This window comes from Shimia thalassica (assembly GCF_001458215.1).
Lineage (GTDB): Bacteria > Pseudomonadota > Alphaproteobacteria > Rhodobacterales > Rhodobacteraceae > Shimia > Shimia thalassica.
This window is the reverse complement of sequence record NZ_CYTW01000007.1, coordinates 138,528-164,417: the sequence shown is the minus strand read 5'-3', so window position 1 is coordinate 164,417 and position 25,890 is coordinate 138,528. Positions and strand designations below refer to the sequence as shown.

The following is a 25,890-nucleotide window of genomic DNA, read 5'->3' as shown; positions in this document are numbered from 1 at the left end:
GGATCCATTCCTTGTTCGCCCTCTCATACTTGGTGCAAGGCGAGCACGGTTCAAGCGGGGATCTTGGCCAAGTAGCCCTCAAAGGTCACATTGTCGGCAACCTCGCGCGCTTGTGCCTCTGCTTCGGGCGACCGGATGGTCCAACACAAGACGGGCACGCCCTTGTCCTTAAGGTCTGCGACAACAGTCGTTTTCAAACTGCTGGCCTGGTGGCTGATAAAGCTGGCCTTCACGCGATCAAAATCCGGAATGGCCCTCAGGGTGTCGCGAATTCTGGCCGGCAGGATCGGCCAGTCTTCTGCGAGATACCCGTCCGTCACGATACCGCGCGGAACATCCGGCGCCGCATCGGCCAGTGCCGCGACGCTGTGCGGGTTAAACGACATAAAGGCCAAGCTAGTTTGATACCCTTGCGCATCCCTTGCAGCCGCTTGTTCCAGACGACCAACATTGCTTCCCATCAACCCGTCCTGATCCTTGATTTCGACAAGCAAAGGCACCTGTCCATCAACGATCTCGAGTATTTCGGCAAAGGTCGGGATACCTTCTTCCCCACCTTTGAGACGAATGTTGCCAAGGTCCGCGGCGCTGCGCTGGCGAATGGGGCCTGTTTCTTCGGTTAGCCGCCCAAGGTCATAGTCGTGGAAACACATTGCCGTTCCATCCGAAGACATCTGCAAATCTATTTCCACACCGTACCCTGCGGCGACGGCCGCGCGAATAGCGGCGCGGCTGTTTTCAGGGCGGGCGTCTGACACATCATGCAATCCACGATGTGCCAGCGGAAGTTTTAGAAAGGACGAATCTAACATGGTCACTTGATCTGGAAGATGCCTTCGATTTCAACGGCCACGCCCAGAGGAAGGGCTGCTGCGGACACGGCCGAACGCGAATGGCGACCTGCGTCTCCGAGGGCTTCAACCATAAAGTCCGAAGCACCATTGATGACCATGGGCTGTTCCGTGAAATCCGCAGTGGAATTAACAAAACCAGTCAGCTTGATCACGCGCACCAGACGGTCCAGATCCCCGCCACAGGCAGCTTTGACCTGAGACAACAGATTGATCGCACAGGTTTTGGCGGCTTTGGCCCCAACCGCTGTTTCCATGTTGTACCCAAGGCGCCCCTTGATCAGCCCATCGGCATCCATCGAGATTTGTCCAGACACATAAACGATGTCGCCGACCACAACATAAGGCACATAGTTTGCCGCAGGTGCTGGAGCTTCGGAAAGGGTCACACCCAGTTCGGCCAGTTTTGCTTCAATCGCGCTCATTGTTCAGACTCCTAGAAAACAATTTGGGGCGACGCTAGAATGCGCCGCCCCTTAAAGAAAGCCCAAATCCGAACCTTGGTTCAGCTTTCGCGGAATGCCTTGGTGAAATAATCCGCCAGAGGTTTCAGCAGATAGGCAATCGGCGTGCGATCATCGGTCCGCAGGAAGCTCTCGGCAGGCATGCCCGGAATGAGGGTTACGTTTTCTGGCAGCTTGGCCAATTCACCTTCGGGCAACTGGATTTCCGCCCGATAATAGGCGGCGCCGGTGGCCTGATCCTCAAAGGAATCCGGCGAAACGCTGGTGACCGTGCCATAAAGCTCTGGTGTGTTGCGCTGATCCAGAGAGCTGAACCGGACGATTACTTCCTGTCCGATATAGATTTGCTCGATGTGGATCGGTTCAACCTGCGCCGCAATCACCAACGGGCGATCCTGAGGCACGATAAACAACACCGGATCGGCAGGGCGCAACACGGATTTTGGCGTAAACACCTGCAAGCCGTATACAATCCCCGAAACCGGCGCCTTGATCTCAAGACGTGCCAGTTGCTCGATCAGGGCGCGACGCTGCTCCGCAAGTTCAAGCTCGCGATATTGAAGATCGCGCAAACGAGAGATGGCCTCTTCGCGACGACGCGTATTCAGCTTGAGAATTTCGATATCAATTTCTGTCACACGGCCTTCGGCCTGGGCCTTGGTTGCTGTCAGCTCTCCGACAGACCCGCTTAGCTCGGCCTCTTCCCGCTGCAACGCCAGAACGCGGCTTGATTGTGCCAGTCCTTTCTCAAGCAACGTGTTCTGGTCTTTCAGTTCTTCGACAATCAACTCGAGCTGAACACCCAAAGACGCTTGCTGGGCTTCGATCCCGTCAATCTGGTTCACGATCTGCGCACGCCGTTTCCCAAGCTGTTCAACTTCGCGTTCCAAGGATTCATTGCGGGCATGGAACAACCGGCGCTGGCCTTCGACGATGTCCAGAATTTCGGGGTTCTTGGCCGCAATGCGCAGCAATTCTTCGTCAAAAACCAGCTCTGTTTCCCCATCACGTTCGGCTTCCAACCGGCCGCGACGCGCCATCAGTTCAAACAACTGGCTTTCGGTGATCAACAGGTTCGACGCCAGCATCGTGGGATCCAACGTGATCAGCGTTTGCCCCTTTTTGACGGTGTCACCTTCGTCGACAAGGATTTCTTCAACCACCCCACCATCAAGGTGCTGGACAACCTGTCTGTTGCGGTCAACTTCGATCCGTCCACCTGCAATGATGGCGCCGGAAATTTCGGTCATGACGGACCAAACGCCGAAACCACCCAAAAGAACAAACAGACCAAACATTCCGATCAGCATGTATTTGCGAACCGGCCAATCCGCCTTCACGTCATGGGCATCGCTCATTGCACACCTCCGCCGGTGGTGCCGGCTTTTTTGATTTTCTCGTGGTTGGTGACCATTTTCTGCATCACTTCATCTTTCGGACCAAAGGCCGTGCTCATGCCGTTGTCGATAACCAGAAGAAGCTCGCATTCCTGAATGGCCGCAGGGCGGTGCGCCATAATCAAAACGGATTTACCTTCGGACTTCATAACGCGAATGGCCTGATTGAGCGCTTGCGAACCCTCATTATCAAGGTTCGAGTTCGGCTCGTCCAAAACAAGGATCACAGGGTCCGAATACAAAGCACGCGCCAAACCGATCCGCTGAATCTGACCACCCGACAAACGTCCGCCGCTGGCGGAAATGCGGGTGTCATAGCCGTCCGGCAGTTTGACAATCATCTCGTGCGCAGCGGCCTTTTTCGCAGCCGCCACAATCTTTTCCGGATCGGGTTGTTTGGACAGGCGCGCGATGTTTTCCGCAATCGTGCCTTCGAACATCTGCACGCGTTGTGGCAGATACCCGATATATTGGCCCAGCACATCAGGGTCGTATTGGTCGAGAGACGCGCCATCAAGGCGCACTTTTCCGCCTGCTGGTCGCCATACCCCGGTCAAGGCACGGGCCAGCGTCGACTTGCCCGCACCCGATTGGCCGATAACGCCCAAGGCTTCTCCGGGGCGCAGGGTAAAAGTGATCATGCGCAGCGCGGCTTGGGAATCTCCCGGTGGCACAACCGTCAGCTGTTGCACATCCAGATTGGCCTTTGGCGCAGGAAGCGCCGTGCGCGGCTGACGCTCGGGCACTTCTGTCAGAAGAATTTCAAGGTTGCTCCACCCTTTGCCCGCGCGCTGGACCAAGGGCCACTGGCCAATCGCCATTTCGATCGGCGCAAGCGCACGCCCCAAAAGGATCGAACCTGCAATCATTGCGCCGGGTGTCAGTTCGTTCAACAGCACCAGATACGCCCCCAGACCCAGCATCGCGGATTGAAGGAACATGCGGAATGTCTTTGTCACCGCTGTGAAGCCGCCACCAAGATCCGCCGCCGAAACATTTTCGGCCAGTGATTTTGTGCGGGCGATCTGCCAACGGTCAAAAGCTGCGGTCTGCATCCCCATCGCCTGAACCATCTCGGCTTCGGTGCGGATTTGCTGACTTATCATTTCAGAGTGATGTGTCGCCATATTGGCTTTCATCACCGGTTGGCGTGTGGTGAGCTGGTTCAGCAGTGTGGCAAAAACCAGCAACGCGCCACCACCAACGGCCAACATGCCCAGCCAAGGATGGAAAAGAGCAATCCCGGCGAGGAAAAACGGTGTCCATGGCATATCGAAGATCGACATCAGAACAGGCGATGACATCAACCTTTGAACAGACTCGAGATCCTGAAGGCCTGTCTGCGACCGCTCATCGGGTTTGATCGCAGATTTGCGGACAACGGCGTCAAATACGCGCCGGTCCAAACGGGATTGGAACCGTGCCCCGACACGGGCCATAATGCGGCCCCGCGCGAAGTCCAAAATCCCCATCGTGCCGTACAAAAACGCGACCAGCAAAGAGAGAGCAATAAGGGTTTCTTCTGATCGGCTTCCCAATACGCGGTCATAGACCTGCAGCATATAGATAGGGCCTGTCAGCATGAGCAGGTTCGCGAAAAAGCTGAATACCGCAACTGCCCAATACAGGCCGCGGCTTTCGCGCCGTGCTGCGCGCAATTCATCTTGTCCCGCTTGGGTCATCGGATTGCTCATCTTTTGTCCTGTTACCTTTAATTATCGTTCAATTCATAATACCTGATTGCGACAAAGACCAAATGTCTCCAAACTGCCACATAAAATTGCAATTCCCCACGAGACATTGGGCTTGGCTGCTGAATGGTCTACAGGGACTGATACGAAGTTTACCACGGGATTTCTATTGTTGTTTTCGCGTAACTCATCTCTCAGCAACAGACTTTTCCGTGCTGGTGTTCTTGCGGCTGCCCTGTTTGTTGCGGCCTGTGCTAATAATGCCCCGTCTACAGGTGTCTATGACCCCTACGAGGCCGAGAACAGGGGCACGCATGAGTTCAATAAAGATGTTGATACGTATCTCGTGTCACCTTTGTCGGACGGCTATGGAGTCGCCACCACGCACGGCGTGAGAGACACCATTGGCCGTTTCTCTGCTCACCTCGCCCTGCCAAACGATGTCGCAAACGACCTGCTTCAGGCAGAGTTTGGCGATGCCCTGCACAACACCGGCCGCTTTGCCATGAACACGATTGTCGGGATTGGCGGTCTGTTTGATCCGGCTGCTGACATCGGTCTGGAACGGCGCGACACCGACTTTGGAGAAACCATGCACGTTTGGGGCATGGCCGAAGGTCCTTATGTCGAGATGCCCTTCTTCGGGCCATCCACGTCCCGTGACACGGTCGGTTTTTTCGTTGACGTTGCGATGAACCCGTTTGTCGTCATTTTCCAAGACCCGACACAGTATATCGGCATCGTCGCCTATGTATTGGACTCGATGGGCACACGATATGATTACGACACAACCGTCGACTCTATCCTGTACGAAAGCGCCGATAGTTATGGTCAGGCGCGCAGCCTCTATCTACAAAATCGTCGCTTCGAACTTGGAATGTCGGGCGAAGATGTCTATCTCGATCCTTATTCAGACCCCTATTCGGACCCGTACGAGGATTTCTGACATGAAACGCCGTGAATTTTTGGGTGCAGTTTCCGCTTCGGCTTTGGTGGCTTTGCTGCCTTCCGGTGCGTTTGCCCTGACTGACGCCCAAGCCAAAAGCCTGGTTGATAAAGCCGTTGCAGATATCAACAAGGTCATTTCTTCGGGCAAATCCCTGAACTCGATGATCCGCGACTTTGAACGCATCTTCGTCAAATACGCAGACGTGCCAGTGATTGCGCGCTCGGCCCTTGGTGCAGATGCGCGCCGCGCATCAAGTGCGCAGCTCAGCGCCTATACGAAGGCCTTCCAGAGTTATATCGCGCGCAAGTACGGAAAACGTTTTGAAGAGTTTGTCGGCGGCCACATCGAAGTGAAAGACGCCCGTAAGGTCAAAAGCTTTCACGAGGTGCAATCGATTGCCACATTGCGCGGCGAAGCACCGTTTTCGGTCAACTTCCTTGTCTCTGACAAATCGGGCAAGCCCCGTTTCTTTGACATGATTATCGAGGGCATCAGTCTTCGGTTGAGCGAAAAAGAAGAAATCGGAGCCATGCTGGACAAGCGCAAAGGCAACATCGATCTTCTGACACAGGATCTTAAAAAGGCCGGGTAACCCCCGGCCTTTTGGCTTTCTTGCCATATCTCGCTTAGTTCCCCCCGAAGATATCGCGCAATATTCCATTGATCGCATCGTCGAGTTTATTGCCACGCTTTTTGGTGGGCTTGGGGGATGGCTTTTTGGGTTTGGGCACGAATGCGGGCAAAGGTACGGGATCGACACCTTCGTGCACGCGTTTCATCGCCTCATGCCAAATCTCGGCAGGAAGCCCACTGCCTGTGACGCCGGTAAGAGGGGTGTTGTCATCATACCCCATCCAGACTCCCGCCACATATTCTGAGGTAAAGCCGATAAACCACGCATCGCGGGCGGCTTGGGTCGTGCCGGTCTTGCCCGCCACTTGCCAACCATCGAGACGAGCGCGCATGCCGGTGCCTTCGCTCACCACCTTTTCCATCATATAGATCAATTCGCGGGCGGCGACTTCGGAAATCACACGCTCTCCAATTCCGCCCCCTGTTCCCATCAAGGCTTCGTCTTCACCCTGAAGGCGCAATTCGACCAAACCGTAGGGGGTGACAGATGATCCCCCGTTGAGAATGCCTGCATAGGCCCCTGTCATTTCCAACAAGGTGCTTTCCGACGCGCCCAATGCCAAAGCCGGCCCGGGGGCCAAGGCGTTGTCGATTCCAAAGTCCGATGCCACGGTCCGCACGTTATCGCGGCCAACGGCCTCGGACACTTTCACAGCGGGAACGTTCAAGGATCGCTTCAACGCATCTGTAAGGGTCACCGTGCCATAGTATTTGTTGGTATAGTTTCGTGGGCACCATTCGCCCGATCCCGGGATATTCATACAGTAAGGTGCATCATCCACGGTGTCGTCCCAGCTGTACCCTAGTTCGAGCGCGGTGCCGTACACAAACGGCTTGAACGCAGAACCGGTTTGGCGCTTCGCTTGGGTTGCGCGGTTAAACCCGCCCGAGACCTTTGTGTCCCGACCACCCAACATGCCTCTAACGGCACCATCCGCCGACATTACCACAATCGCGGCTTGCGCCTTTGAACCTTCACGCACCTTATTCTCGAACACAAACTGCATGCCCTCTTCAAGTGCGCGCTGCACCCGTGGGTCCAACGTTGTGCGGATCACAACATCCTCTGTTGTGTTGCGTGTGAAAAACTCGGGACCAGAGGCCATAACCCAATCGGCGAAATAGCCGCCTGCCTTTGCCTCGGCCGCCTGAGACAGCTGGGCGGGGTTCTCTTGCCAATAGACCGTTTCCTTGTCCGTCAGATATCCCTGCTCGTTCATGAGACGCAGAACCGTCGCCGCGCGATCTTGGGACCTGCCCAGATTGGATGTCGGGGCCAGCGACGAAGGGGCGGTGAGCAGACCGGCCAACATCGCGCCCTCGGCAGCGTTCACAACGGCGGCGTGTTTGCCAAAGTACCGCTGCGCGGCGGCCTCTGCACCATAGGCGCCCCCGCCCATATAGGCACGGTTCAGATAGATAGAGAGAATTTGGTCTTTGGTGTACTTGGTCTCCATCGCGATCGAATAGACCGCTTCTTTGACTTTGCGCCAAAGGGACCCGCGACGACAATCGCGCACATACTCGGCTTCGCTTTTCCAATCCTTGGTGTTGAATTCAACGCCAAGGCACAAAAGCTTGGCAGTCTGCTGTGTGATGGTAGACCCGCCATGACCCGACAAGGGGCCGCGCCCTTCGCTCAGGTTGATACGCACCGCGCTGGCGACGCCGCGCGGGCTGACGCCAAAGTGGGAATAAAAGCGTTTGTCTTCGGTTGCGACAACCGCATTCTTCAGGTCAGGAGATACGCTGTCTGCGGTGACGATCCCGCCAAACTGGTCACCGCGCCACGCAAAGACATCTCCGCCACTGTCCAGCATTGTCACGGACCCGTGCGCACGTCCGTCCAAAAGTTCTTCGACATCGGGCAAAGTTGAATAGAAATATCCGACGGCAATCGCCAGAAACAAACCAAAGATCATGGCGGACCGCCACGTGAAGGCCCAGACAAGTCGCCAGAACCAGCGCCAGACACCAATCACAAAGGCTACAATCGGATTGCGCGATGTCTTCTTGGCCGGTTTGCGTTTGGCTGCCGCTTTCTTGGGCGCGGCCTTTGGTTTGGCTTTGGGTTTTGGCTTTGGTTTCGGCTTGGCCGATGCCTTTCGCTTGGGCGCAGACGCCTTCCCATAGCGGTTCTCGGCCACCAAAGGTGGCTTTTTACGACCTGAATCACTCATACTTGGTACTGCCCAGCACTCTATTTTCGATCATTTTAGACTGAAAACTCGCAGATGTAGAGCCGTGTTGGCAAATACCTGCGTATTTGTTGTGCTTATTTTTTAATCATCGTGCACAGTTTGTGCAAATTTTGTGCGTTTAACACCTACGTAACGGTGATTTTTGCAGCAAAAGTCTTCGATTCCCCGGTCCACACAGGTTTTCTGCAGGTGCAAACGCAGGGACACACCCTGCACATGGAAAGGGGAAAACGGTGAAACTGATTATCGCAACAATCAAACCGTTCAAGCTCGAGGAGGTCCGCGAGGCGCTGACCGGAATCGGCGTGCGCGGCATGATGGTTACCGAAATTAAGGGCTTCGGCTCTCAGTCGGGCCACACTGAAATTTATCGCGGCGCAGAATACGCCGTGAACTTTGTACCAAAGGTCAAGCTTGAGCTGGTTGTTCCAGCCACCATGGCAGACCAAGTGGTCGAAACAATCACGAAAACCGCTCAGACCGGCAAAATCGGCGACGGTAAAATCTTCGTGCTCGACGTGCAGCAAGCAGTTCGCGTGCGCACCGGCGAAACGGACGCTGACGCGATTTAAGCGTCACAGGAGGACAGTAAACAATGAATACTCTTACGAAAATTGCTCTGCCCGTCGCGCTTACAGCGCTGCCGGTTATGGGCCTTGCAGACGAAGGACCGGTTGCTGGCGTAAACGCTTCGACCGACACCGTCTTCATCCTGAACTCGCTGCTGTTCCTGGTCGGCGGCTTTCTGGTGTTCTTCATGGCAGCCGGTTTTGCCATGCTGGAAGCGGGCCTTGTACGTTCCAAGAACGTTGCAATGCAGCTTACCAAGAACATGGCCCTCTTCGGCCTCGCATCTATCTTCTATTACCTGATCGGCTATAACCTGATGTACCCACTGGGCACATGGTCTGTAGAAGGCGTTCTGTCCGGCGTTTGGGGTCCTGGTATCCTCGAAGCTGTCGGCGTGACTTCTGACGCTGCTGACGACTATGGCTATGCGTCGACTGGTTCGGACTTCTTCTTCCAGCTGATGTTCTGTGCGGCAACTGCATCGATCGTTTCGGGCACAATGGCCGAGCGCGTCAAACTGTGGCCCTTCCTGATCTTCACTGTGATCCTGACATCGGTAATCTACCCCTGGTCGGCATCCTGGAAATGGGGCGGTGGCTTCCTGGACGCAGCAGGCTTCCTCGACTTCGCTGGCTCGACTGTTGTTCACTCGGTCGGTGGCTGGGCTGCTCTGACAGGCGCAATCATCCTTGGACCACGTATCGGCAAGTATAAAGACGGCCGTACAGTTCCAATGCCTGGTTCGAACCTGACGCTCGCAACTCTGGGTACATTCATCCTGTGGTTGGGCTGGTTTGGCTTCAACGGTGGTTCGCAGCTCGCTATGGGCACTGTAGGTGACGTTGCTGACGTATCGCGCATCTTCTCGAACACCAACACTGCAGCAGCAGGCGGCGCAATCGCAGCTCTGATCCTGACGCAGATCATGTACAAGAAACCTGACCTTACCATGGTGCTCAACGGCGCGCTGGCTGGTCTCGTATCGATCACTGCCGAGCCTCTGACCCCATCGCTGGGCATGGCAACAATCATCGGTGCAGTTGGCGGCGTAATCGTAGTCTTCGCAGTACCAATGCTCGACAAGCTGAAAATCGATGACGTTGTTGGCGCCATCCCTGTTCACTTGATCGCTGGTATCTGGGGCACGCTCGCTGTTGTTCTGACCAACTCGGACGCAACCATCGGCGCACAGCTGTACGGTATCGTCGTAGTCGGTGCATTCACCGTGGTTGCCTCGACTGTTGTCTGGTTCGTCATCAAAATGACCATGGGTCTGCGTGTTGATGAAGAAACCGAAATCAACGGTCTCGACATGGCTGAGCTGGGTATGGAAGCATATCCCGAGTTCACCAACGGCTAAGCCGCTGGCTTCAAAATCAAAGAGGGCCCGGGTGGAAACACCCGGGCCTTTTTCGTTCTACCCCCATGTGCACATTTTCAGTACCGACCCATTTCTTTGCGCGCCGAATTCAAATGAAGCCGAAATAGAAGATTGACTATTCCGACTATTTTTGTCATCTTTATCTCATCAGCCAGCCCGACACATTGGGTCAGCCACGAATCATCCACAGGACCAATCAGGAAACGCGCCCGTTCGTTGTGGATATTGTTGTGAATTTTTAACTGATGAGGCTGTCCAATGAACGCCCAGACACCGATGAGCCACCTTCTAAACTCGATGCCCCTGCATGACGCCCGCATTCTGACCGGGGACAAAGGTCTTGCGCAGATTGTACTGGACGGACAGGTCTATACGTTGCGGATCACCCGCGCGGGTAAATTGATCCTGACAAAGTAAGCCTGCTCAGTCGTAATAGTTTTGAATATCCATCCACCAGCCTTCGTCATTTGAACCCAATTGATAACCGGTCTGAAACAGACTGCTCATATATTCGGGATCAAAGACTTCTTTGGGGACCGCCTCAAAGCTGGCTGGAATGGACTGGAGATTGGCGTGAAGCCCGTCGCGCTTGGCCAGGAACCCGATGGAAGCAATGTTCCCGATACTTTGCGACCGGATCAACATGGCAAGTGTTCTCGAGGCCATGTCTTTGAGACGGGTGCTTTGTGGCTTGTAGTCCTGCTCGAGCCGTTTGTTGTGGATGAGCCAGATCGTATTGCGATGGCTTGCAAGACCATGACGGCTCAGTGCGGCCCGCATATCAAATAGCGGGGGATAAACAAAAATCTCTCGGGTCAGGCCCCCATCAACATGCAGTTCTTCGCGAACAGTCGTGCCATCCGTGACGGGAATGCTGACGGGTTCGAACAGCAACGGGATCGATGCCGAGGCCAGAACAACTTTACGGATAAGGTCATGGGACTCTTGCGTGTCGACCTGCGCCATTGCACCGATGTCCCACAAAACAGGACGTTCCGCATCGATGTTAGTGGTCCCAATGATAAGCGACCGCCCATTGCGTGCCTCTTTGGCGATTGCGCGGATCACCGCGTCATCAAGTTCATTTTCAATTGATTGCGCAAGAGGCCGTGTCGAGGCCACATACCCGCGCCCGAATATGGCGCCCATAACGTCAAACCGCGCGATGTCGCTGGTTGAGGTTTGGGTATAAATATGCCGCAACTGGTCGTCGTACTCTGGTCCAAGAAATGCAAAGGGCGCAATAAGGGCACCAGTCGAAATACCGGTTACAATATCAAAGACGGGCCTTTTTCCCATTTGTGTCCAACCAGTTAAGATCCCAGCCCCAAATGCGCCGTCTTGCCCGCCACCAGACAGGGCAAGAATGTTCAACCCGCCTTTTCTGGTAGATTTGGAAGGCGGCAGCACATCCGTTTCATAATACTCGATTAGTGGCCCCAGTTCGTCGCCGTCCGCATCTTCATAGACGCGGATGGGATGAGGATACCCGGCTGGCGCAAAGCTTTCATACGTGGCCGCAGGTGGGGCGACGCTGGTGCGATCATGCTGCCCACCACATCCAAACAGGATGAAGAAGCCCAAAACACCACAAACTGTTTTCGTTCCGGCAAACATAAAACCTACTGCGCATAACCAGTGTCATTGGTGTTATATCGCCAAACTTCCCGTTGGATATAAAAGAAAGGCCGCCGGTCATTCCACCGACGGCCTTTTCAAAACGGTATGTGCGGGTTTAGATGCCCGTTTCGACAATTGCTTTTGCAAGGATCGGGACAGTGGTTTCGTTCAGGCCAGCGATATTCAAACGGCTGTCAGACACCATGTAGATGCCATGCTCTGCCCGCAGTCTCTCAACCAGATCCGCCGATGCGCCAAGACGCGAGAACATGCCCCGGTGCTGTGCGAGGAAGCCAAAGCGATCCGATCCCGAGGCGCGCTGCAGTTCGCTCGCAAGCTGTTCACGCAAGCGCAACATGCCCAAACGGGTATCTTCCAGCTCGGCCGCCCAATCGGCGCGAAGCGCGTCGTCGGTCAGGATGGTTGTTACAACGCGCGCGCCGTGATCCGGAGGGAAGGAGAAGTTCTGGCGGTTCAGGTGGTTCAGGTTGCCCTGTGTGACCGCTGTGTTTCCGGCATCTTCCGAAATCGCCATCAAAAGCCCTGTACGCTCACGGTAAACACCGAAGTTTTTCGAACAACTCGCCGCAATCAGACACTCGGGAACACTTGAGGCCACAAGCCGGGTCGCCGCAGCGTCTTCTTCCAGACCATCACCAAAGCCCTGATAGGCAATGTCGATCATCGGGATCAAACCCTTTTCGTTCAACAGGTCCACAACGGTTTGCCATTGTGTCTGGTTGAGGTTCGCACCTGTCGGGTTGTGACAGCATCCGTGCAGCAACACCACGTCTCCGGCAGAGGCTCCGGCAAGATCTTCAATCATTCCGTCGAAATCAACGCCACGTGTTTCGCTGTCAAAATAGCGATACGCGGTGTGGTTCATGCCCAGATAGTTCAGGATCGACACGTGGTTTGGCCAAGTTGGGTTGGAAACCCAAACGGTCGCATCGGGGCTCACCCCTTTGATCAGTTCAAAAGCCTGGCGAACAGCACCCGTTCCACCCGGTGTCGCCACCGCAGCGATACGTCCGCGATCGACCACGTTGTTCAGAACCAGCTCGATCATTGCGTTCGAATAGGCCGGATCACCCGCAAGCGCCACATATGCCTTTGACGTTTGCTCCTCAACCAACCGACGCTCTGCTTCCTTGACCGCACGCATAACCGGCGTAACGCCCTCGGCATTTTTGTAAACACCGACGCCAAGGTCGATCTTTGTGGGGCGCGGGTCATCGCGATACAACGCCATAAGGGCGAGGATTTTGTCTGCGGGCTGTGGTTTCAGATTGTTCAGCATCAGGCTTCTCCGGTGGCAATTGGCAGAGTGGGAAAGGCCCCCCACTCGGTCCAGGATCCGTCATAGACGGCATAATCAGTCTTGCCAAAACGCTCCATCGCGAGGGCAAGAATGCAAGCGGTCACACCAGACCCACACGTGGTAATGGCGGGCTTGGACAGATCGACGCCTGCGTCTTCGAATACAGTGCGAAGGGTGTCTGGGTCTTTCATTGTGCCGTCGCTGGTCAACAGCGTCGGGAAGGGCACGTTTTTCGAGCTTGGAATATGCCCAGAGCGCAGCCCCGCGCGCGGCTCATCGACTTCACCCTTGAAGCGTTCCGCGCTGCGCGCATCGATGATTTCATAATCGCCCAGCTTCGAGGCCGAGGACACCTGAGTAACGTCTTTGACCAGATGGTTCTGGCGACGCACTGTCATGTGACGATCCCGAATGATCGGCGCCATGTCTTCGATTGCGCGACCTTCGGCTTGCCACTTTGGCAACCCTCCATCCAGAACCGCAACGTCGTTTTGCCCCATCAGGCGAAACAGCCACCACACGCGACAGGCCGAATTCACACCATTCGTGTCGTACACCACAACCTGATGGCCATCACCGACCCCCATGGCACGCATCCGGCTCATGAATTTTTCGATGGGCGGTGCCATATGCGGAAGGTCACTGCGCAAATCCGAAATTTCGTCGATGTCAAAGAAACGTGCGCCGGGAATATGCGCAGTTTCGTACTCTGCTTTTGGATCGCGCTTTGCCGCTGGCATATGCCACGAAGCGTCAATGACCCGCAAATCCGGGTCTTTCATATGTGCTGCAAGCCACTCAGTGGACACGAGCGTGCGAGGATCATCCTGAGCCATGTCTGCCCCCCAATATTGAGTCACGGACCTGCCTACTATCGGCGGGACGCAGACGCAAGCTGCACGACCCTTTGCGCCCGATCTTGTGACAAGAACCCGCATATTCGATGGATCAGAAGTTAAAGAAACGCAAAATCACCCGCGAAACGCGCACAGCCTCTGGCGCACTTCGACAAGTCGGACAAGATGATGGTGCCAGAATTATCCGCCGTGGCGCAGCAAACGCTGCTTCTGGCGACCCCAGTCACGCTTGGCCTCGGTCGCACGTTTGTCGTGATTCTTTTTACCTTTGGCGATGCCCAGCTTCATTTTCACAAAGCCTTTGTGATTGAAGTACATCACAAGCGGCACAAGTGTCATGCCTTTGCGCTGGGTTGCGGTCCACAGGTTGCTCAGCTCTTTGCGGCTCACAAGCAGCTTGCGGCGCCGACGTTCGGTGTGTCCGAACATGGCCCGCTCATAAGGTGCAATGTAGGAATTCACCAACCACAGCTCGCCATCTTCAACAGCAGCATAGCTTTCTGCAACGTTGGCGCTGTTCTCGCGCAGCGATTTCACTTCGGAACCGCTCAGCACGATACCACATTCAATGTCATCCTCGATGGCATAGTCGTAGCGTGCGCGCCGGTTTTCAGCGATCACCTTATAGTTTGGATCTGAGTTTTTCTTTTGTGCCATGGTTGGGCCTGATTACATCTGCCTGCATCGGCTGTCCACATAGGTTATGACAACAGGCGTCATACGATGTGCTAATGGGCCCCACCCGCCGCGCATTGTAGTCGGGCCAATGTGTAGATAGGTGTCGCTCCATTCTTTTTGTACTATGTCAGTTAAATGTCTTCTATTTCTACTTTTGATCAAGCCGCAGAAAAGCTCGTCTATGCCAAGACGATGCTCGAAGTCTGGACCGTTCACAAACAGTGTATGGCGTCCTACGGATTCGACAGGCTGTTTTATGTCTCCAGCGTCGACAAGGTTGGAAAAGGCTGGGGTGACTCTGCGGATTGGGTGCTTTTGACCAACTACGACCGGGAAATCGTAGACGTTTTTGTGGGTGAAGAACTTTATAAACAAACATCCAGAGCGCCCTATGTCGAAGGACAAAGCGCCGTAAGCTGGGGCGACGGATATGCCGCGAAAGACCTGGCCGAGCTTAGCGACGCCGACCGCAAACACGCCGAGCTTTGCAAGAAGTGGGGCATCGAAAGCGGCTATACCCTTCGGTTTCCCAAAACGGCCAAAAACCACATAGGGATTATTGGCCTTTGTGCGCAGAAGGGCGTTAGTCAGCAAGAGGTCGATGCCCTCTGGCAAAAAAAGGGGAAAGAGATTCAGACCCTTAACAACCTGATGAATCTGCGTATCACCTCATTGCCGCACGGCGGACAACGAACGCCTCTGACACAGCGTCAACGCGAAGTTCTGGAATGGGTTGCCGATGGCAAAACGTCCCGTGATATCGCCCTTTTGATGAACCTCAGCCTGTCGACCATCGAAAAGCATCTCAGGCTCGCACGCGAGGCGCTCAACGCGGAAACCACAGCAAACGCCGTTTCAAAGGCCGCGAGCTATAACCAGCTGTTTCTCTTGAACCAATCCAAATAAAAAGGGCGATCCGAAGACCGCCCTTGAAAAGCCTGTTATCGCTTTGATCTCAGCCTTTGCCTTTCCATGGCACAAGGTATTTCTCGGCCCAGCGCATCATCATGTCGATGCCAAAACCGATGACACCAATCAGAATGATGCCCATCAACACGATGTCTGTGTCTTGGAACTTGGACGCGGCGACGATCATTTTACCGACACCCTTTTCTGCGGCGACCAGTTCAGCAGCCACAACCGTGCCCCAACATACGCCCATTGCAACACGCGCCGCCGTGAAGATTTCAGGAAGCGAGTTTGGAATGATGACATGACGCAGGATTTGACGCTTGTTTGCGCCCAAAGAATACGCCGCGTGTACCTTGGAGATATTCACCCCCGATACGCCGGATCGGGCCCCGATCGCCATGATCCACAAGGCCGCAAGGAACAACAGGATGATCTTACCCTGTTCCCCGATACCGGCCCAAATGATCACCAATGGAATCAACGCAAGTGGTGGCACAGGACGCATGAATTCGACAATCGGATCAAACCATCCGCGCGCCCAATCGCTCAGCCCCATCGCATAGCCCAGAGGAATGCCGACCATCGCGCCAAGCGCGAAGCCCACAATCACACGAAACAGGGAATAGCTCAGGTGCTCTGACAGGGTGACGTTCTGATATCCGTCACGGCTGACCGAGATCAGACGACGCCAGACACTCTCTGGTGCAGGAAGCCAGATGCTCTCCATTTGCATGCCAGTGGCAGGGGCAAAGTTCAAAGTACCCTTGTCCGTCAACGCGACACGGCCAATCTTTGTCTCGACAGCATTGTCGCGACTGATCGGTTCGCCATCAACGGCCACAACCTTGGCCCCTTCTTTGCGCGTCACCTCGTCGTTGGCATCCCACCGAAGCAAGGTCGAACGATAGGATTGCACAACAAGCGAATCATTCTTCGCCAGCCCGTCCCCCGGCGCGACCACCGGGGCCTCGGGCTTTTGTCCCTTGGGGTGTACCAGAACGCTGACAGTTGCATCATCGCGCGTGCCGTCTTCGGTCTCGACCGTGTAGGTAAAGCTGGCTTCGCCCACAAACGGACCTGGTGCGTGCAAGAACCGCGGCAGCCATTCCGACCCTGTAAAGCTGCCCCAGATCACAAAGATCAAAACGATTGAAACAACCGAGGCAACCTTGTTGGAGACAACTGCACTCTCATCGCCAAAGGTGACGGTTTTGAGTGAGGTGTAATCGTGCACCGGCGTCAGACGCCGCTTCACCAAATGGAAGATAAAGTAGGCCAGCATGATCACGGCCACATAGATTGCGATGTAGGGCAACGCCGACAGCACCGAAATCACGAGAGTGACAAGTTCGCCACCCAGATCTGAGAAAATCTGTCCCATATTATGCGCTCTCCTCGGTGCGGCCCATAATCTCTTCTTCCATGTTCCAGATCATGTTGAGGATCTCTTCGCGTGTCGGGGCATAATCGGGGTGCTTTTTCACTTCTCGCAAATCGGCGCCCACGCCCATGTCAGCAAACGGCAAACGATATTCCTTGTGGATACGTCCCGGACGCGGTGCCATTACGATCAACCGTTCGCCCAGCAACAAGGCTTCTTCAACCGAGTGCGTGATCAGGATGATCGTCTTGCCGGTTTCTTTCCAAAGCTTGAGAACAAGGCTTTGCATCTTCTCGCGTGTCAAAGCATCCAACGCGCCCAGCGGTTCGTCCATCAGGATCACATCCGGATCATTGGCCAGACAACGTGCCAGTGCGACGCGCTGTTGCATACCGCCGGACAGTTCGTAAACCATCTTTTCCTTGAAGTCCTGCAGCCCCACCACATCCAGCAGGTGATCTACGATCTCCGCGCTTTCCGATTTGGGCATGCCCTTCATATCAGGGCCAAAGCTCACGTTGTCACGAACGCTCATCCATTCAAACAACGCGCCTTGCTGAAACACCATGCCGCGTTCCGCATCGGGACCCGTCACATTGTGCCCGTTCAGGATCATCTGCCCTTCGGTTGGCGCTAGAAAGCCCGCAACAATATTCAAAAGCGTTGTCTTGCCACAGCCTGACGGCCCCAGCACGCTCAGCAATTCGCCCTGCTTCAAATCAAGGCTCACGTCCTTGAGCGCCTGAACATGCCCACCATTGGGCAAATCAAAACGCATAGACAGATTTTGTATGGATAATCCGGTCATTGTCCCTATCAATCTTTCCGCCCAACATGCGTGGGCGCGACGGTTCTCCCGCCTCTTGATCTTGATTGGTTTCATAAAAAGGGCCGGGCACGCCATACGCGCTCGGCCCTGAATCACACGTCGTGATTACATGCCTTTGGCAGCTTCCAACGGACCTTGGTTTACGGTGCCGTCATAGCTGTCCAGCGCACTTGGGATAGATCCCGCGCCCACAAACACGCCTGCAACGCCTTTCATGAACTCTTGGGCTGTGCCGCCCAACCAAGCACCGCTCAGCTGTTCATCAATGGTCGGGAACTTGAAGGTCGCCAGTGTGGATGCGGTTGCTTCATCATCCATACCCGCGTCTTTCGCGATCACAGGCAGCATTTTCGCGTGGTTGGCTTCGTCGGCCCACATTGCGTTTGCGTCTGCAGTCACTTTCAGGAACTTCGCCAGCAAATCACCCTCTTCGGCGATGAACGATGCCGGTGCGGTCGTGGCGTCAAACACCAGAATGCCCAGCTCTTCTTTCTCTGCGCCAGTCAAAAGGATGTTACCGTGCTCTTTCATGCGGCGCAGCGCACCACCCCAACCACAGGCCATGTCCAAAGAACCCTGCGCCAGCGCTGCAGCGCCTTCTGCGGGTGCCATGTCCACGACTTCCATGCTCGCCACGTCCACACCAAAGTGGTTCATCTGGCTCAGGAAACCATAGTGTGCTGCCGTACCCAGAGGCACCGCAACTTTTTTGCCGGCCAGTTCGCCCGCGCTCATCTTGTCGATTTCCAGACCAGAAGCCACAACGCAGTTATCGTTGTCAGAGTAGCTCACCGCGACGTCTACGATCTGGATGTCTTGGCCTGCAGATGCTGCGACCACGAAAGGCGGAACACCTTGGCTGACCGAGATGTGCACATCGCCGGAGGCCATTGCCGCGCTCATCGCGGTGCCTGTGTCAAAGCTGACCCAATTGATCTTGGTGCCCATTGCCTCTTCATAGGTGCCCATGACTTTGGCGTATTGGAATGGCATCGGCCATTCGAGGAAATATGCAACTGTCAGCTCGTCGGCCGCCAGGGCAGCTTGTGCACCTGAGATCAAAGCCAGAGCCGTCGCCGCGCCTGTAAGTTTATGTTTCAATGTCATTCTGTGTTCTCCCGTGTTGAACTGCGGCTTCTTTGTTGTTTGCCCCGTTAGGTCTTGGCCTTTTGTAACGCAGCATGAAGGGTCCGCACCTTCGCAAGACAATTCGATTGAAAATGCAGCGCGCGGGCAATTCTTTTTTTTGCCCAAATGCGAAACACCTGTCGGTTATCAAATGCCCTGTGACGGAAAGCGTAAGGAAAAAAATCATGTTTGCAATAATTTAGCCAGATCTTGGAAGGTTTCCTGCCGATACCGCGCCTCGAACTGGACTTATATCAAGAGCATACTGGCCCTATCGAATTGCCCGAAATTTTGGCGAGGATAACTGAAAGTTCTAACCGGATTCTCCCGGTTGTTTTCGTTTGAAACCGCAGAAATGCACATGAAACAATACAGAGGTGTCCCAATGGACGGCAACTTTAACAAAAATGATCTCGAACGAGTTGTCTCGGCAGACAAGGCCCATGTTTGGCATCACCTGACCCAACACAAACCCTTTGAAACAGGTGAGCCCCGCATCATCATCGAAGGCAAAGACATGCGTGTCTGGGACCAAAACGGCAAAGAATACATTGATGCTGTCTCGGGGGCGGTCTGGACCGTCAATGTTGGCTATGGCCGCAAACGAATCGCTGACGCCGTGCATGCCCAGCTGATGAAAGTCTGCTATTTCGCAAACTCCGGCGGCTCGATTCCCGGCGCGCTATTTGCAGAAAAACTCATCGACAAAATGCCCGGGATGAGCCGCGTCTACTACACCAACTCTGGTTCCGAAGCGAACGAGAAGGCCTTTAAAATGGTGCGCCAGATCGCGCACAAAAAATATGGCGGCAAGAAAACCAAAATTCTGTATCGCGACCGTGACTATCACGGATCGACCCTTGCTGCGATGTCGGCCGGTGGTCAGGACGAACGCAATATGCAGTACGGTCCTTTCGCGCCAGATTTTGTCCGCGTGCCGCATTGTATGGAATACCGCAAGCACGAGCTGGGTCTCGAGCATTTGTCGGGCCGCGAATTTGGAATCGCAGCAGCGAACCAGATCGAGGACGTCATTCTGCGTGAAGGCCCTGAAACTGTCGGCTCGCTTTGCCTCGAGCCTGTCACAGCAGGTGGCGGCGTGATCGAAGCGCCCGAAGGATACTGGGAGCGCGTTCAGGAGATCTGCAAACAGTACAATGTTCTGTTGCACATCGACGAAGTGGTCTGTGGCGTGGGTCGCACGGGCACCGAATGGTTTGGCTATCAACACTATGGAATCAAACCTGATTTCGTGACCATGGCAAAAGGTGTGGCTTCGGGATATGCGGCCATCGCCTGCATGGTGACCACCGAGGAAGTCTTTGCCCACTTCAAAGACAATCCCGATGACAAGCTGAACCACTTCCGCGACATCTCGACTTTCGGCGGCTGTACAGCCGGTCCCGCGGCCGCGTTGGAAAACATGGCCATCATCGAAGAGGAAAACCTGCTCGAAAACTGCACCGTCATGGGCGAGCGCATGATGGGCAATCTTCAGGCGTTGATGGAAAAGCACGAAATCATCGGTGACGTTCGCGGCAAAGGTCTGTTCCTTGGCGCCGAACTGGTCACAAACCGCGAAACCAAAGAACCCGCCGACGAAAAAGACGTTATGGCTGTTGTGGCTGATTGCGGCGCACAAGGCGTCATCATCGGCGCGGCCAACCGCTCTATTCCCGGTCGCAACAATGTTCTGTGTTTCTCGCCTGCTTTGATCGCGACGGCAGAAGACATCGATGCCATTACCGATGCGGTGGACAAAGCTTTGACCAAAGTATTTGGCTAACACCCAAATTGGTTTGGTGAAAAAGTATGAAAGCGGCCCCTTTGTCAGGGCCGCTTTTCTTTCATCCCTGTTTCACATTGTTGATAAGAGGATGCTTCTTCATGTGGCCCGCTCCATTTTCCCTCTCGGGCACCCATGTCGCGCTTGCGCCACTGGATCATGCCCATGCCCCTGATCTGGCCGAGGCTTCGGCAGATGGCGATCTGCACCGGTTGTGGTACACGATGATCCCTGCGCCTGCCGAGGTGCCTGCGGAAATCGACCGACGCCTGTCTTTGCAAAGCGCGGGATCAATGCTGCCGTTTGCAATCCTGAATCCAGAAGGCAAAGCGGTTGGCATGACGACCTATATGAACATTGACGCCTCAAACCGCAGGTTGGAAATCGGATCGACGTGGTACCGGAAATCAGTGCAACGCGGCCCGATGAACACAGAGTGCAAACTCTTGTTGTTGCAACATGCATTTGAAACGCTGGACTGCATCGCGGTCGAGTTCCGGACGCATTATGTCAACGTCCAGTCGCGCCGTGCAATTGAACGGTTGGGCGCAAAACTGGACGGTGTCTTGCGCAACCACATGGTCATGGCCAACGGAACACTGCGCGACACAGCCGTCTATTCCATCCTGCCGCACGAATGGCCCGCAGTAAAAGCCAACCTGACCTGGCAACTCGAACGGCCACGCACCACATCGTGAAATCGCAATCGCATCATACCAGATTGCAACGCAATTAAGTCCAGTCTATCGTGTGACATGGCGATCTCTGTTGAAACGTTCTTTTTGAACCCCCAGTTCCAAGGCACCCTGCAGTCGCAGATCCAACAGATGATTGCAGAGGGCATTTTGTCGGGCCGCTTCCGGCGTGGTGAACGCCTGCCCTCTACACGAAAACTTGCAAGCCATCTGGGTATTTCCCGCATCACGGTCACGCTGGCCTATACCGAGCTTCTGGCGAACGATTACCTCGATTCACGGGGGCGATCCGGCTACTATGTTTCCGAAAACGCCCCTGTGCCTCCGAACTTTTCACCGCCGCAACGGGGCGAAGACAAGGTAGACTGGTCGCGCGCAATCGGCCGTCGCTTTACAGGGGGGGACACGCCCGAAAAACCCCAAAACTGGGCGAGCTTTCGATACCCCTTTATCTATGGGCAGACGGACCCGACCTTGTTCGATCACGCAAACTGGCGTCTGTGCGCCTTGCAAGCCTTGGGTCAAAAGGATTTCACCGCCCTTACTACGGATTACTATGATCAGGACGATCCGCGCCTTGTCGAGTTCATTGCGCGCAACACGTTGCCGCGACGCGGGATCATCGCCCGCCCCGAAGAAATCCTGATCACCCTTGGTGCGCAAAATGCGCTTTGGCTTGCTGCTCAGGTTCTTTTGACCCAGCGCCGCATGGCGGCCATTGAAGACCCTTGTTATCACGCCCTTCGCGACATCCTCACACAGTCCCGCTGCCATCTGGCGCCTTTGCCGGTGGATCGGGATGGCCTGCAGCCCGAGTCAATTCCGCCGCAAACCGATGTCATTTTCACAACGCCCAGCCACCAATGCCCGACAACCGCGACAATGCCGATGATGCGCCGGCACGCGTTGCTCGAACGGGCGCGCGAACTGGATGCCTTGATCGTCGAAGACGATTATGAATTCGAGATGTCCTTTCTTGATGCGCCGTCGCCCGCGCTCAAGTCGCTCGATACCGACGGGCGCGTCATTTATGTTGGAAGCTTTTCCAAGTCTGTCTTTCCGGGACTTCGCCTTGGCTATCTTGTCGGATCTGAGAGCTTTATCCGCGAAGCGCGCGCACTGCGGGCGAGTGTTTTGCGCCACCCACCGGGACACATCCAGCGCACCGCCGCCTATTTTCTGTCCTTGGGGCATTATGATGCGCTGATCAGGCGAATCCGCGAAGCCCTACGCAAACGGCGGGCTGTCATGCAGGACGCCATTGATCAACACGGGCTCAAGATTGCGGGTCAGGGCGCGCACGGTGGGTCATCGTTTTGGATGCAAGCCCCCAAAGGTATCGACACCGAGCGCCTCGCAGCCCAGTTGCATCACAAAGGTGTTCTGATTGAACCGGGCCGCCAATTCTTTAACGGAAGCGGTCGCCCCCGCGAATTCTATCGTCTGGCCTACTCTTCGATTCCGGTCGAGCGTATCCCCGAAGGCGTTGCCCTCATTGCAGGGGCTCTGAAATAGAACCCGAGGGCGAAGCACACGCATAAACACGCTCACTTATGCGGCATTTCCCAGTGCAAAATTGCCTTGAAACAGCCCCATAAGGCAGTTGTTTTCCAGGAATTAACGGAAAACACCATCTGGACTTAATCCACGAGACTTTCTGGCCCTAACTTGGGGCTTCCCTGCCCCGTAAATTCGGCGCAAATGCACGGCCAGTGCCATAGGAGAAACACACAATGAAAATGACGACCGAAGAAGCCTTTATCAAAGTGCTTCAGATGCACGGGATTGAACACGCTTTTGGAATCATCGGATCGGCGATGATGCCTATCTCGGATCTGTTTGGTCAGGCCGGAATCACCTTCTGGGATTGTGCTCACGAAGGATCGGGCGGCATGATGGCCGACGGTTACACCCGCGCAACCGGTAAAATGTCGATGATGGTTGCTCAAAACGGCCCCGGCATCACAAACTTTGTGACCGCTGTGAAAACCGCTTACTGGAACCACACCCCATTGTTGCTGGTCACCCCTCAGGCGGCGAACAAAACCATGGGTCAGGGCGGCTTTCAGGAAGTTGAGCAAATGGCCGCGTTTGAAGACATGGTCTGCTATCAGGAAGAAGTGCGCGACCCAAGCCGCATGGCCGAAGTTCTGAACCGTGTGATCCTGCAAGCCAAACGCCACAGTGCCCCTGCACAGATCAACGTTCCGCGTGATTACTTTACCCAAGTGATCGACATCAACATGCCCGCAATCGTTGAATTCGAACGCCCCTCGGGTGGTGAAGACGCGCTGAACCAAGCGGCCGAGCTTCTTTCAAATGCGAAGTTCCCCGTCATCCTGAACGGTGCTGGCGTGGTTATTGGTGGTGCAATCCCCGCGTCGATGGCTCTGGCCGAGCGTCTGGATGCGCCTGTGTGCTGTGGATACCAGCACAACGATGCCTTCCCTGGATCGCACCCCCTGTTTGCAGGCCCTCTCGGATATAACGGCTCAAAAGCAGGCATGGAGCTGATCAACAAAGCGGACGTTGTTCTGGCTTTGGGCACCCGTCTGAACCCGTTCTCAACCCTGCCCGGCTATGGCATGGATTACTGGCCAACCGAGGCCAAGATCATTCAGGTCGACATCAACCCCGACCGGATCGGCCTGACCAAAACCGTGACCGTAGGAATCGTGGGCGATGCCAAAAAAGTGGCAACATCCATTCTGGAAAAACTGGCTGACACCGCAGGTGACGACGGTCGCGACGATCGCAAAGCGATGATCTCGACCACCAAGTCAACCTGGGCACAACAGCTTTCCGCCATGGATCACGAAGACGACGATCCGGGCACAACTTGGAATGAACGCGCCCGCGCGGATAAACCCGACTGGATGAGCCCGCGCATGGCGTGGCGCGCCATTCAATCGGCGCTTCCCAAAGACGCGATCATCTCGTCCGACATCGGCAACAACTGTGCCATCGGCAACGCCTACCCATCGTTCGAAGCTGGCCGCAAGTATCTTGCACCGGGCCTGTTCGGCCCTTGTGGATACGGCCTGCCCGCAGTTGTTGGCGCCAAAATCGGATGCCCTGATACACCGGTTTGCGGATTCTCGGGCGACGGCGCATTTGGCATCGCGGTAACCGAACTGACGGCGATTGGCCGTTCGGAATGGCCCGCCGTCACTCAGGTGGTGTTCCGGAACTATCAATGGGGCGCTGAAAAGCGGAACTCGACTCTGTGGTTCGACGACAACTTTGTTGGCACGGAACTGGACACGCAGGTGTCTTATGCCGGCATCGCAAATGCATGTGGCCTGAAAGGTGTCATCGCACGCACGATGGACGAGCTGACCGCCGCCATGAACCAAGCCATGATTGACCAGAAAAACGGCATCACCACTTTGATTGAAGCCATGATCAATCAGGAACTGGGTGAACCGTTCCGCCGCGACGCCATGAAAAACCCCGTCGCCGTTGCAGGTATCAGCAAAGACGACATGCGCCCGCAAAAGGTCGACTGAGTTGATCTCACTTACCGAAAACATGACACCGCAGCGCCTTCGTGCTGCGGTTTCGACACTTGCACCAGGCGTGACAATGGCCGTGATCGTGGCGATTACGGCTCAATTCCTTTCGCAACACTATGGAACGCCAGCGATGCTGCTGGCCCTTTTGTTGGGGATTGCCGTTAATTTTCTGGGTGAAGAAGGCCGCACGGTCCCGGGCATTGCGTTTGGATCACGCACCCTGTTGCGGCTGGGAGTGGCCTTTCTTGGCGTGCGTATCAGTTTCGATCTGATGATGGGGCTGGGAGTGCAGGTCATTCTGCTTGTGATCGGTGGCGTGCTGGCCACCATCGCTTTTGGCCTGATCGTTGCACGCTTTTTCGGACACAAATGGCGGTTTGCCTTTCTGACGGCCGGTTCGGTGGCCATTTGTGGTGCGTCAGCCGCGATGGCGATCTCGGCCATTTTGCCCAAAGACGAACGCTCTGAAGAGCGGCTTATTTTTACCGTCATGGGGGTCACCGTTTTATCCACGCTGGCCATGATCCTCTATCCGATTGCGGTCGATCTCTTGGATCTCAATGACCTGCAAGGGGGCGTATTCCTTGGCGGGACCATTCATGATGTGGCGCAGGTTGTCGGGGCCGGTTTTACCATTTCGGAAACCACCGGTGACACGGCCACTCTTGTCAAACTCATCCGGGTTGCCACGCTTGCGCCTGTTGTTCTTGTGGCCTCGCTTTTGATCCGCCGGTTCGCCGAAGCACCGGTCGGAGAAGGCAGCCCGCCGATCTTGCCCAGCTTTGTTGTGGGCTTTCTTGTGTTGGCCACTCTGAACTCGCTACATCTGTTGCCGCCCTTCGTTGTCGAGGCGCTCTCGTCTGCGTCGCGCTGGCTTCTTTTGACGGCGATTGCGGCTGTCGGCATGAAAACGGACCTGCGTCAGGTCCTCAAGGTTGGCGGCGCGGCCATTGCTCTGCTGATCGTAGAAACCACTTTTATCTGTCTATTCATCCTAATGGGGGTCACACTTATTACGTAACGCCCGCTCC

At 55.3% G+C, this 25,890-nt stretch carries 23 protein-coding genes; 11 read left to right on the top strand and 12 right to left on the bottom strand.

Annotated elements, in window-relative coordinates; all coding sequences use genetic code 11:
* Positions 1-50: 50 nt before the first annotated feature.
* The 4 genes from PH7735_RS19765 to PH7735_RS19750 all read right to left on the bottom strand — a co-directional run bounded on the left by PH7735_RS19765 (position 51) and on the right by PH7735_RS19750 (position 4,406).
* Positions 51-818, bottom strand: coding sequence for a glycerophosphodiester phosphodiesterase family protein (locus PH7735_RS19765; protein WP_370737395.1), 768 nt, complete (start codon positions 816-818; stop codon positions 51-53).
* Positions 815-1,276 carry a RidA family protein gene (locus PH7735_RS19760; protein ID WP_058313155.1) on the bottom strand — a complete coding sequence of 154 codons (462 nt, stop codon included), beginning with the start codon at positions 1,274-1,276 and terminating at the stop codon, positions 815-817. The genes PH7735_RS19765 and PH7735_RS19760 overlap by 4 nt, the downstream gene beginning before the upstream one ends.
* Positions 1,277-1,356: 80 nt before the next feature.
* Positions 1,357-2,673 (bottom strand): HlyD family type I secretion periplasmic adaptor subunit, encoded by a 1,317-nt coding sequence (locus PH7735_RS19755; protein WP_058313154.1) that lies wholly within the window; start codon positions 2,671-2,673, stop codon positions 1,357-1,359.
* Complete coding sequence (locus tag PH7735_RS19750; RefSeq protein ID WP_058313153.1) at positions 2,670-4,406, bottom strand: type I secretion system permease/ATPase; 1,737 nt, start codon at positions 4,404-4,406, stop codon at positions 2,670-2,672. The genes PH7735_RS19755 and PH7735_RS19750 overlap by 4 nt, the downstream gene beginning before the upstream one ends.
* Positions 4,407-4,575: 169 nt before the next feature.
* Between PH7735_RS19750 and PH7735_RS19745 the strand changes: the two genes are divergently transcribed.
* Both PH7735_RS19745 and PH7735_RS19740 read left to right on the top strand, forming a co-directional pair.
* Positions 4,576-5,349 (top strand): MlaA family lipoprotein, encoded by a 774-nt coding sequence (locus tag PH7735_RS19745; protein ID WP_233488361.1) that lies wholly within the window; start codon positions 4,576-4,578, stop codon positions 5,347-5,349.
* Between the two features lies 1 nt (position 5,350).
* Positions 5,351-5,944 (top strand): MlaC/ttg2D family ABC transporter substrate-binding protein, encoded by a 594-nt coding sequence (locus tag PH7735_RS19740; protein ID WP_082645341.1) that lies wholly within the window; start codon positions 5,351-5,353, stop codon positions 5,942-5,944.
* 34 nt (positions 5,945-5,978) lie between these two features.
* Here PH7735_RS19740 and PH7735_RS19735 read toward each other — a convergent pair whose 3' ends face one another.
* Complete coding sequence (locus PH7735_RS19735) at positions 5,979-8,165, bottom strand: transglycosylase domain-containing protein (protein ID WP_058313151.1); 2,187 nt, start codon at positions 8,163-8,165, stop codon at positions 5,979-5,981.
* A 254-nt stretch (positions 8,166-8,419) separates the two neighbouring features.
* Between PH7735_RS19735 and PH7735_RS19730 the strand changes: the two genes are divergently transcribed.
* The 3 genes from PH7735_RS19730 (at position 8,420) to hemP (ending at position 10,554) form a co-directional block, all read left to right on the top strand.
* On the top strand, positions 8,420-8,758 hold the full coding sequence (locus PH7735_RS19730) for a P-II family nitrogen regulator (protein WP_058313150.1): 339 nt from the start codon (positions 8,420-8,422) through the stop codon (positions 8,756-8,758).
* Between the two features lie 23 nt (positions 8,759-8,781).
* The gene (locus PH7735_RS19725; RefSeq protein ID WP_058313149.1) at positions 8,782-10,116 is read left to right on the top strand and encodes an ammonium transporter AmtB; all 1,335 of its coding nucleotides are present in this window, start codon (positions 8,782-8,784) and stop codon (positions 10,114-10,116) included.
* Between the two features lie 279 nt (positions 10,117-10,395).
* The gene (gene hemP, locus PH7735_RS20450) at positions 10,396-10,554 is read left to right on the top strand and encodes a hemin uptake protein HemP (RefSeq protein WP_082645340.1); all 159 of its coding nucleotides are present in this window, start codon (positions 10,396-10,398) and stop codon (positions 10,552-10,554) included.
* A gap of 6 nt (positions 10,555-10,560) precedes the next feature.
* On the opposite strand, the gene PH7735_RS19720 is transcribed toward hemP, so the two are convergent.
* From PH7735_RS19720 to smpB, 4 genes are all read right to left on the bottom strand, one after another.
* A complete protein-coding gene (locus PH7735_RS19720; protein WP_058313148.1) occupies positions 10,561-11,754 on the bottom strand; it encodes a patatin-like phospholipase family protein in 1,194 nt (397 codons plus the stop codon).
* A 118-nt stretch (positions 11,755-11,872) separates the two neighbouring features.
* Positions 11,873-13,057: an amino acid aminotransferase gene (locus tag PH7735_RS19715; RefSeq protein ID WP_058313147.1), complete on the bottom strand. Its 1,185-nt coding sequence runs from the start codon at positions 13,055-13,057 to the stop codon at positions 11,873-11,875.
* A complete protein-coding gene (gene sseA, locus PH7735_RS19710; RefSeq protein ID WP_058313146.1) occupies positions 13,057-13,914 on the bottom strand; it encodes a 3-mercaptopyruvate sulfurtransferase in 858 nt (285 codons plus the stop codon). Before sseA ends, PH7735_RS19715 begins: the two co-directional genes overlap by 1 nt.
* A gap of 201 nt (positions 13,915-14,115) precedes the next feature.
* The gene (smpB, locus tag PH7735_RS19705; protein ID WP_058313145.1) at positions 14,116-14,592 is read right to left on the bottom strand and encodes an SsrA-binding protein SmpB; all 477 of its coding nucleotides are present in this window, start codon (positions 14,590-14,592) and stop codon (positions 14,116-14,118) included.
* 156 nt (positions 14,593-14,748) lie between these two features.
* Between smpB and PH7735_RS19700 the strand changes: the two genes are divergently transcribed.
* Entirely contained in the window at positions 14,749-15,519 is a 771-nt protein-coding gene (locus PH7735_RS19700) for a helix-turn-helix transcriptional regulator (RefSeq protein ID WP_082645339.1), read from the top strand.
* 49 nt (positions 15,520-15,568) lie between these two features.
* On the opposite strand, the gene PH7735_RS19695 is transcribed toward PH7735_RS19700, so the two are convergent.
* The 3 genes from PH7735_RS19695 to PH7735_RS19685 form a co-directional block, all read right to left on the bottom strand.
* Positions 15,569-16,807: an ABC transporter permease gene (locus PH7735_RS19695; RefSeq protein ID WP_058313207.1), complete on the bottom strand. Its 1,239-nt coding sequence runs from the start codon at positions 16,805-16,807 to the stop codon at positions 15,569-15,571.
* A 100-nt stretch (positions 16,808-16,907) separates the two neighbouring features.
* On the bottom strand, positions 16,908-17,714 hold the full coding sequence (locus tag PH7735_RS19690; RefSeq protein WP_058313143.1) for a taurine ABC transporter ATP-binding protein: 807 nt from the start codon (positions 17,712-17,714) through the stop codon (positions 16,908-16,910).
* Positions 17,715-17,840: 126 nt separating this feature from the next.
* Complete coding sequence (locus PH7735_RS19685; RefSeq protein WP_058313142.1) at positions 17,841-18,842, bottom strand: taurine ABC transporter substrate-binding protein; 1,002 nt, start codon at positions 18,840-18,842, stop codon at positions 17,841-17,843.
* A 406-nt stretch (positions 18,843-19,248) separates the two neighbouring features.
* Here PH7735_RS19685 and PH7735_RS19680 point away from each other — a divergent pair, with 406 nt between their 5' ends.
* The 5 genes from PH7735_RS19680 to PH7735_RS19660 all read left to right on the top strand — a co-directional run bounded on the left by PH7735_RS19680 (position 19,249) and on the right by PH7735_RS19660 (position 25,880).
* The gene (locus PH7735_RS19680; RefSeq protein ID WP_058313141.1) at positions 19,249-20,649 is read left to right on the top strand and encodes an aminotransferase family protein; all 1,401 of its coding nucleotides are present in this window, start codon (positions 19,249-19,251) and stop codon (positions 20,647-20,649) included.
* Between the two features lie 101 nt (positions 20,650-20,750).
* Positions 20,751-21,347 carry a GNAT family N-acetyltransferase gene (locus PH7735_RS19675; RefSeq protein WP_058313206.1) on the top strand — a complete coding sequence of 199 codons (597 nt, stop codon included), beginning with the start codon at positions 20,751-20,753 and terminating at the stop codon, positions 21,345-21,347.
* Between the two features lie 57 nt (positions 21,348-21,404).
* Positions 21,405-22,859, top strand: a complete 1,455-nt coding sequence (pdxR, locus tag PH7735_RS19670) for a MocR-like pyridoxine biosynthesis transcription factor PdxR (protein WP_058313140.1) — start codon at positions 21,405-21,407, stop codon at positions 22,857-22,859.
* Between the two features lie 218 nt (positions 22,860-23,077).
* A complete protein-coding gene (gene xsc, locus PH7735_RS19665; RefSeq protein WP_058313139.1) occupies positions 23,078-24,853 on the top strand; it encodes a sulfoacetaldehyde acetyltransferase in 1,776 nt (591 codons plus the stop codon).
* 22 nt (positions 24,854-24,875) lie between these two features.
* Complete coding sequence (locus PH7735_RS19660) at positions 24,876-25,880, top strand: YeiH family protein (RefSeq protein ID WP_058313205.1); 1,005 nt, start codon at positions 24,876-24,878, stop codon at positions 25,878-25,880.
* Positions 25,881-25,890 lie beyond the last annotated feature (10 nt).

Coding starts and splice junctions, on each gene's coding strand:
- PH7735_RS19750 (WP_058313153.1), bottom strand. CDS start 4,406: ATGAGCAATCCGATGACCCAAGCGGGACAAGATGAATTGCGCGCAGCA.
- PH7735_RS19715 (WP_058313147.1), bottom strand. CDS start 13,057: ATGCTGAACAATCTGAAACCACAGCCCGCAGACAAAATCCTCGCCCTT.
- PH7735_RS19695 (WP_058313207.1), bottom strand. CDS start 16,807: ATGCTGGCCTACTTTATCTTCCATTTGGTGAAGCGGCGTCTGACGCCG.
- hemP (WP_082645340.1), top strand. CDS start 10,396: ATGAACGCCCAGACACCGATGAGCCACCTTCTAAACTCGATGCCCCTG.
- PH7735_RS19660 (WP_058313205.1), top strand. CDS start 24,876: ATGACACCGCAGCGCCTTCGTGCTGCGGTTTCGACACTTGCACCAGGC.
- PH7735_RS19725 (WP_058313149.1), top strand. CDS start 8,782: ATGAATACTCTTACGAAAATTGCTCTGCCCGTCGCGCTTACAGCGCTG.
- PH7735_RS19720 (WP_058313148.1), bottom strand. CDS start 11,754: ATGTTTGCCGGAACGAAAACAGTTTGTGGTGTTTTGGGCTTCTTCATC.
- PH7735_RS19735 (WP_058313151.1), bottom strand. CDS start 8,165: ATGAGTGATTCAGGTCGTAAAAAGCCACCTTTGGTGGCCGAGAACCGC.
- sseA (WP_058313146.1), bottom strand. CDS start 13,914: ATGGCTCAGGATGATCCTCGCACGCTCGTGTCCACTGAGTGGCTTGCA.
- PH7735_RS19760 (WP_058313155.1), bottom strand. CDS start 1,276: ATGAGCGCGATTGAAGCAAAACTGGCCGAACTGGGTGTGACCCTTTCC.
- pdxR (WP_058313140.1), top strand. CDS start 21,405: ATGGCGATCTCTGTTGAAACGTTCTTTTTGAACCCCCAGTTCCAAGGC.
- PH7735_RS19675 (WP_058313206.1), top strand. CDS start 20,751: ATGTGGCCCGCTCCATTTTCCCTCTCGGGCACCCATGTCGCGCTTGCG.
- PH7735_RS19680 (WP_058313141.1), top strand. CDS start 19,249: ATGGACGGCAACTTTAACAAAAATGATCTCGAACGAGTTGTCTCGGCA.
- PH7735_RS19685 (WP_058313142.1), bottom strand. CDS start 18,842: ATGACATTGAAACATAAACTTACAGGCGCGGCGACGGCTCTGGCTTTG.
- PH7735_RS19690 (WP_058313143.1), bottom strand. CDS start 17,714: ATGACCGGATTATCCATACAAAATCTGTCTATGCGTTTTGATTTGCCC.
- xsc (WP_058313139.1), top strand. CDS start 23,078: ATGAAAATGACGACCGAAGAAGCCTTTATCAAAGTGCTTCAGATGCAC.
- PH7735_RS19740 (WP_082645341.1), top strand. CDS start 5,351: ATGAAACGCCGTGAATTTTTGGGTGCAGTTTCCGCTTCGGCTTTGGTG.
- PH7735_RS19700 (WP_082645339.1), top strand. CDS start 14,749: ATGTCTTCTATTTCTACTTTTGATCAAGCCGCAGAAAAGCTCGTCTAT.
- PH7735_RS19755 (WP_058313154.1), bottom strand. CDS start 2,673: ATGAGCGATGCCCATGACGTGAAGGCGGATTGGCCGGTTCGCAAATAC.
- smpB (WP_058313145.1), bottom strand. CDS start 14,592: ATGGCACAAAAGAAAAACTCAGATCCAAACTATAAGGTGATCGCTGAA.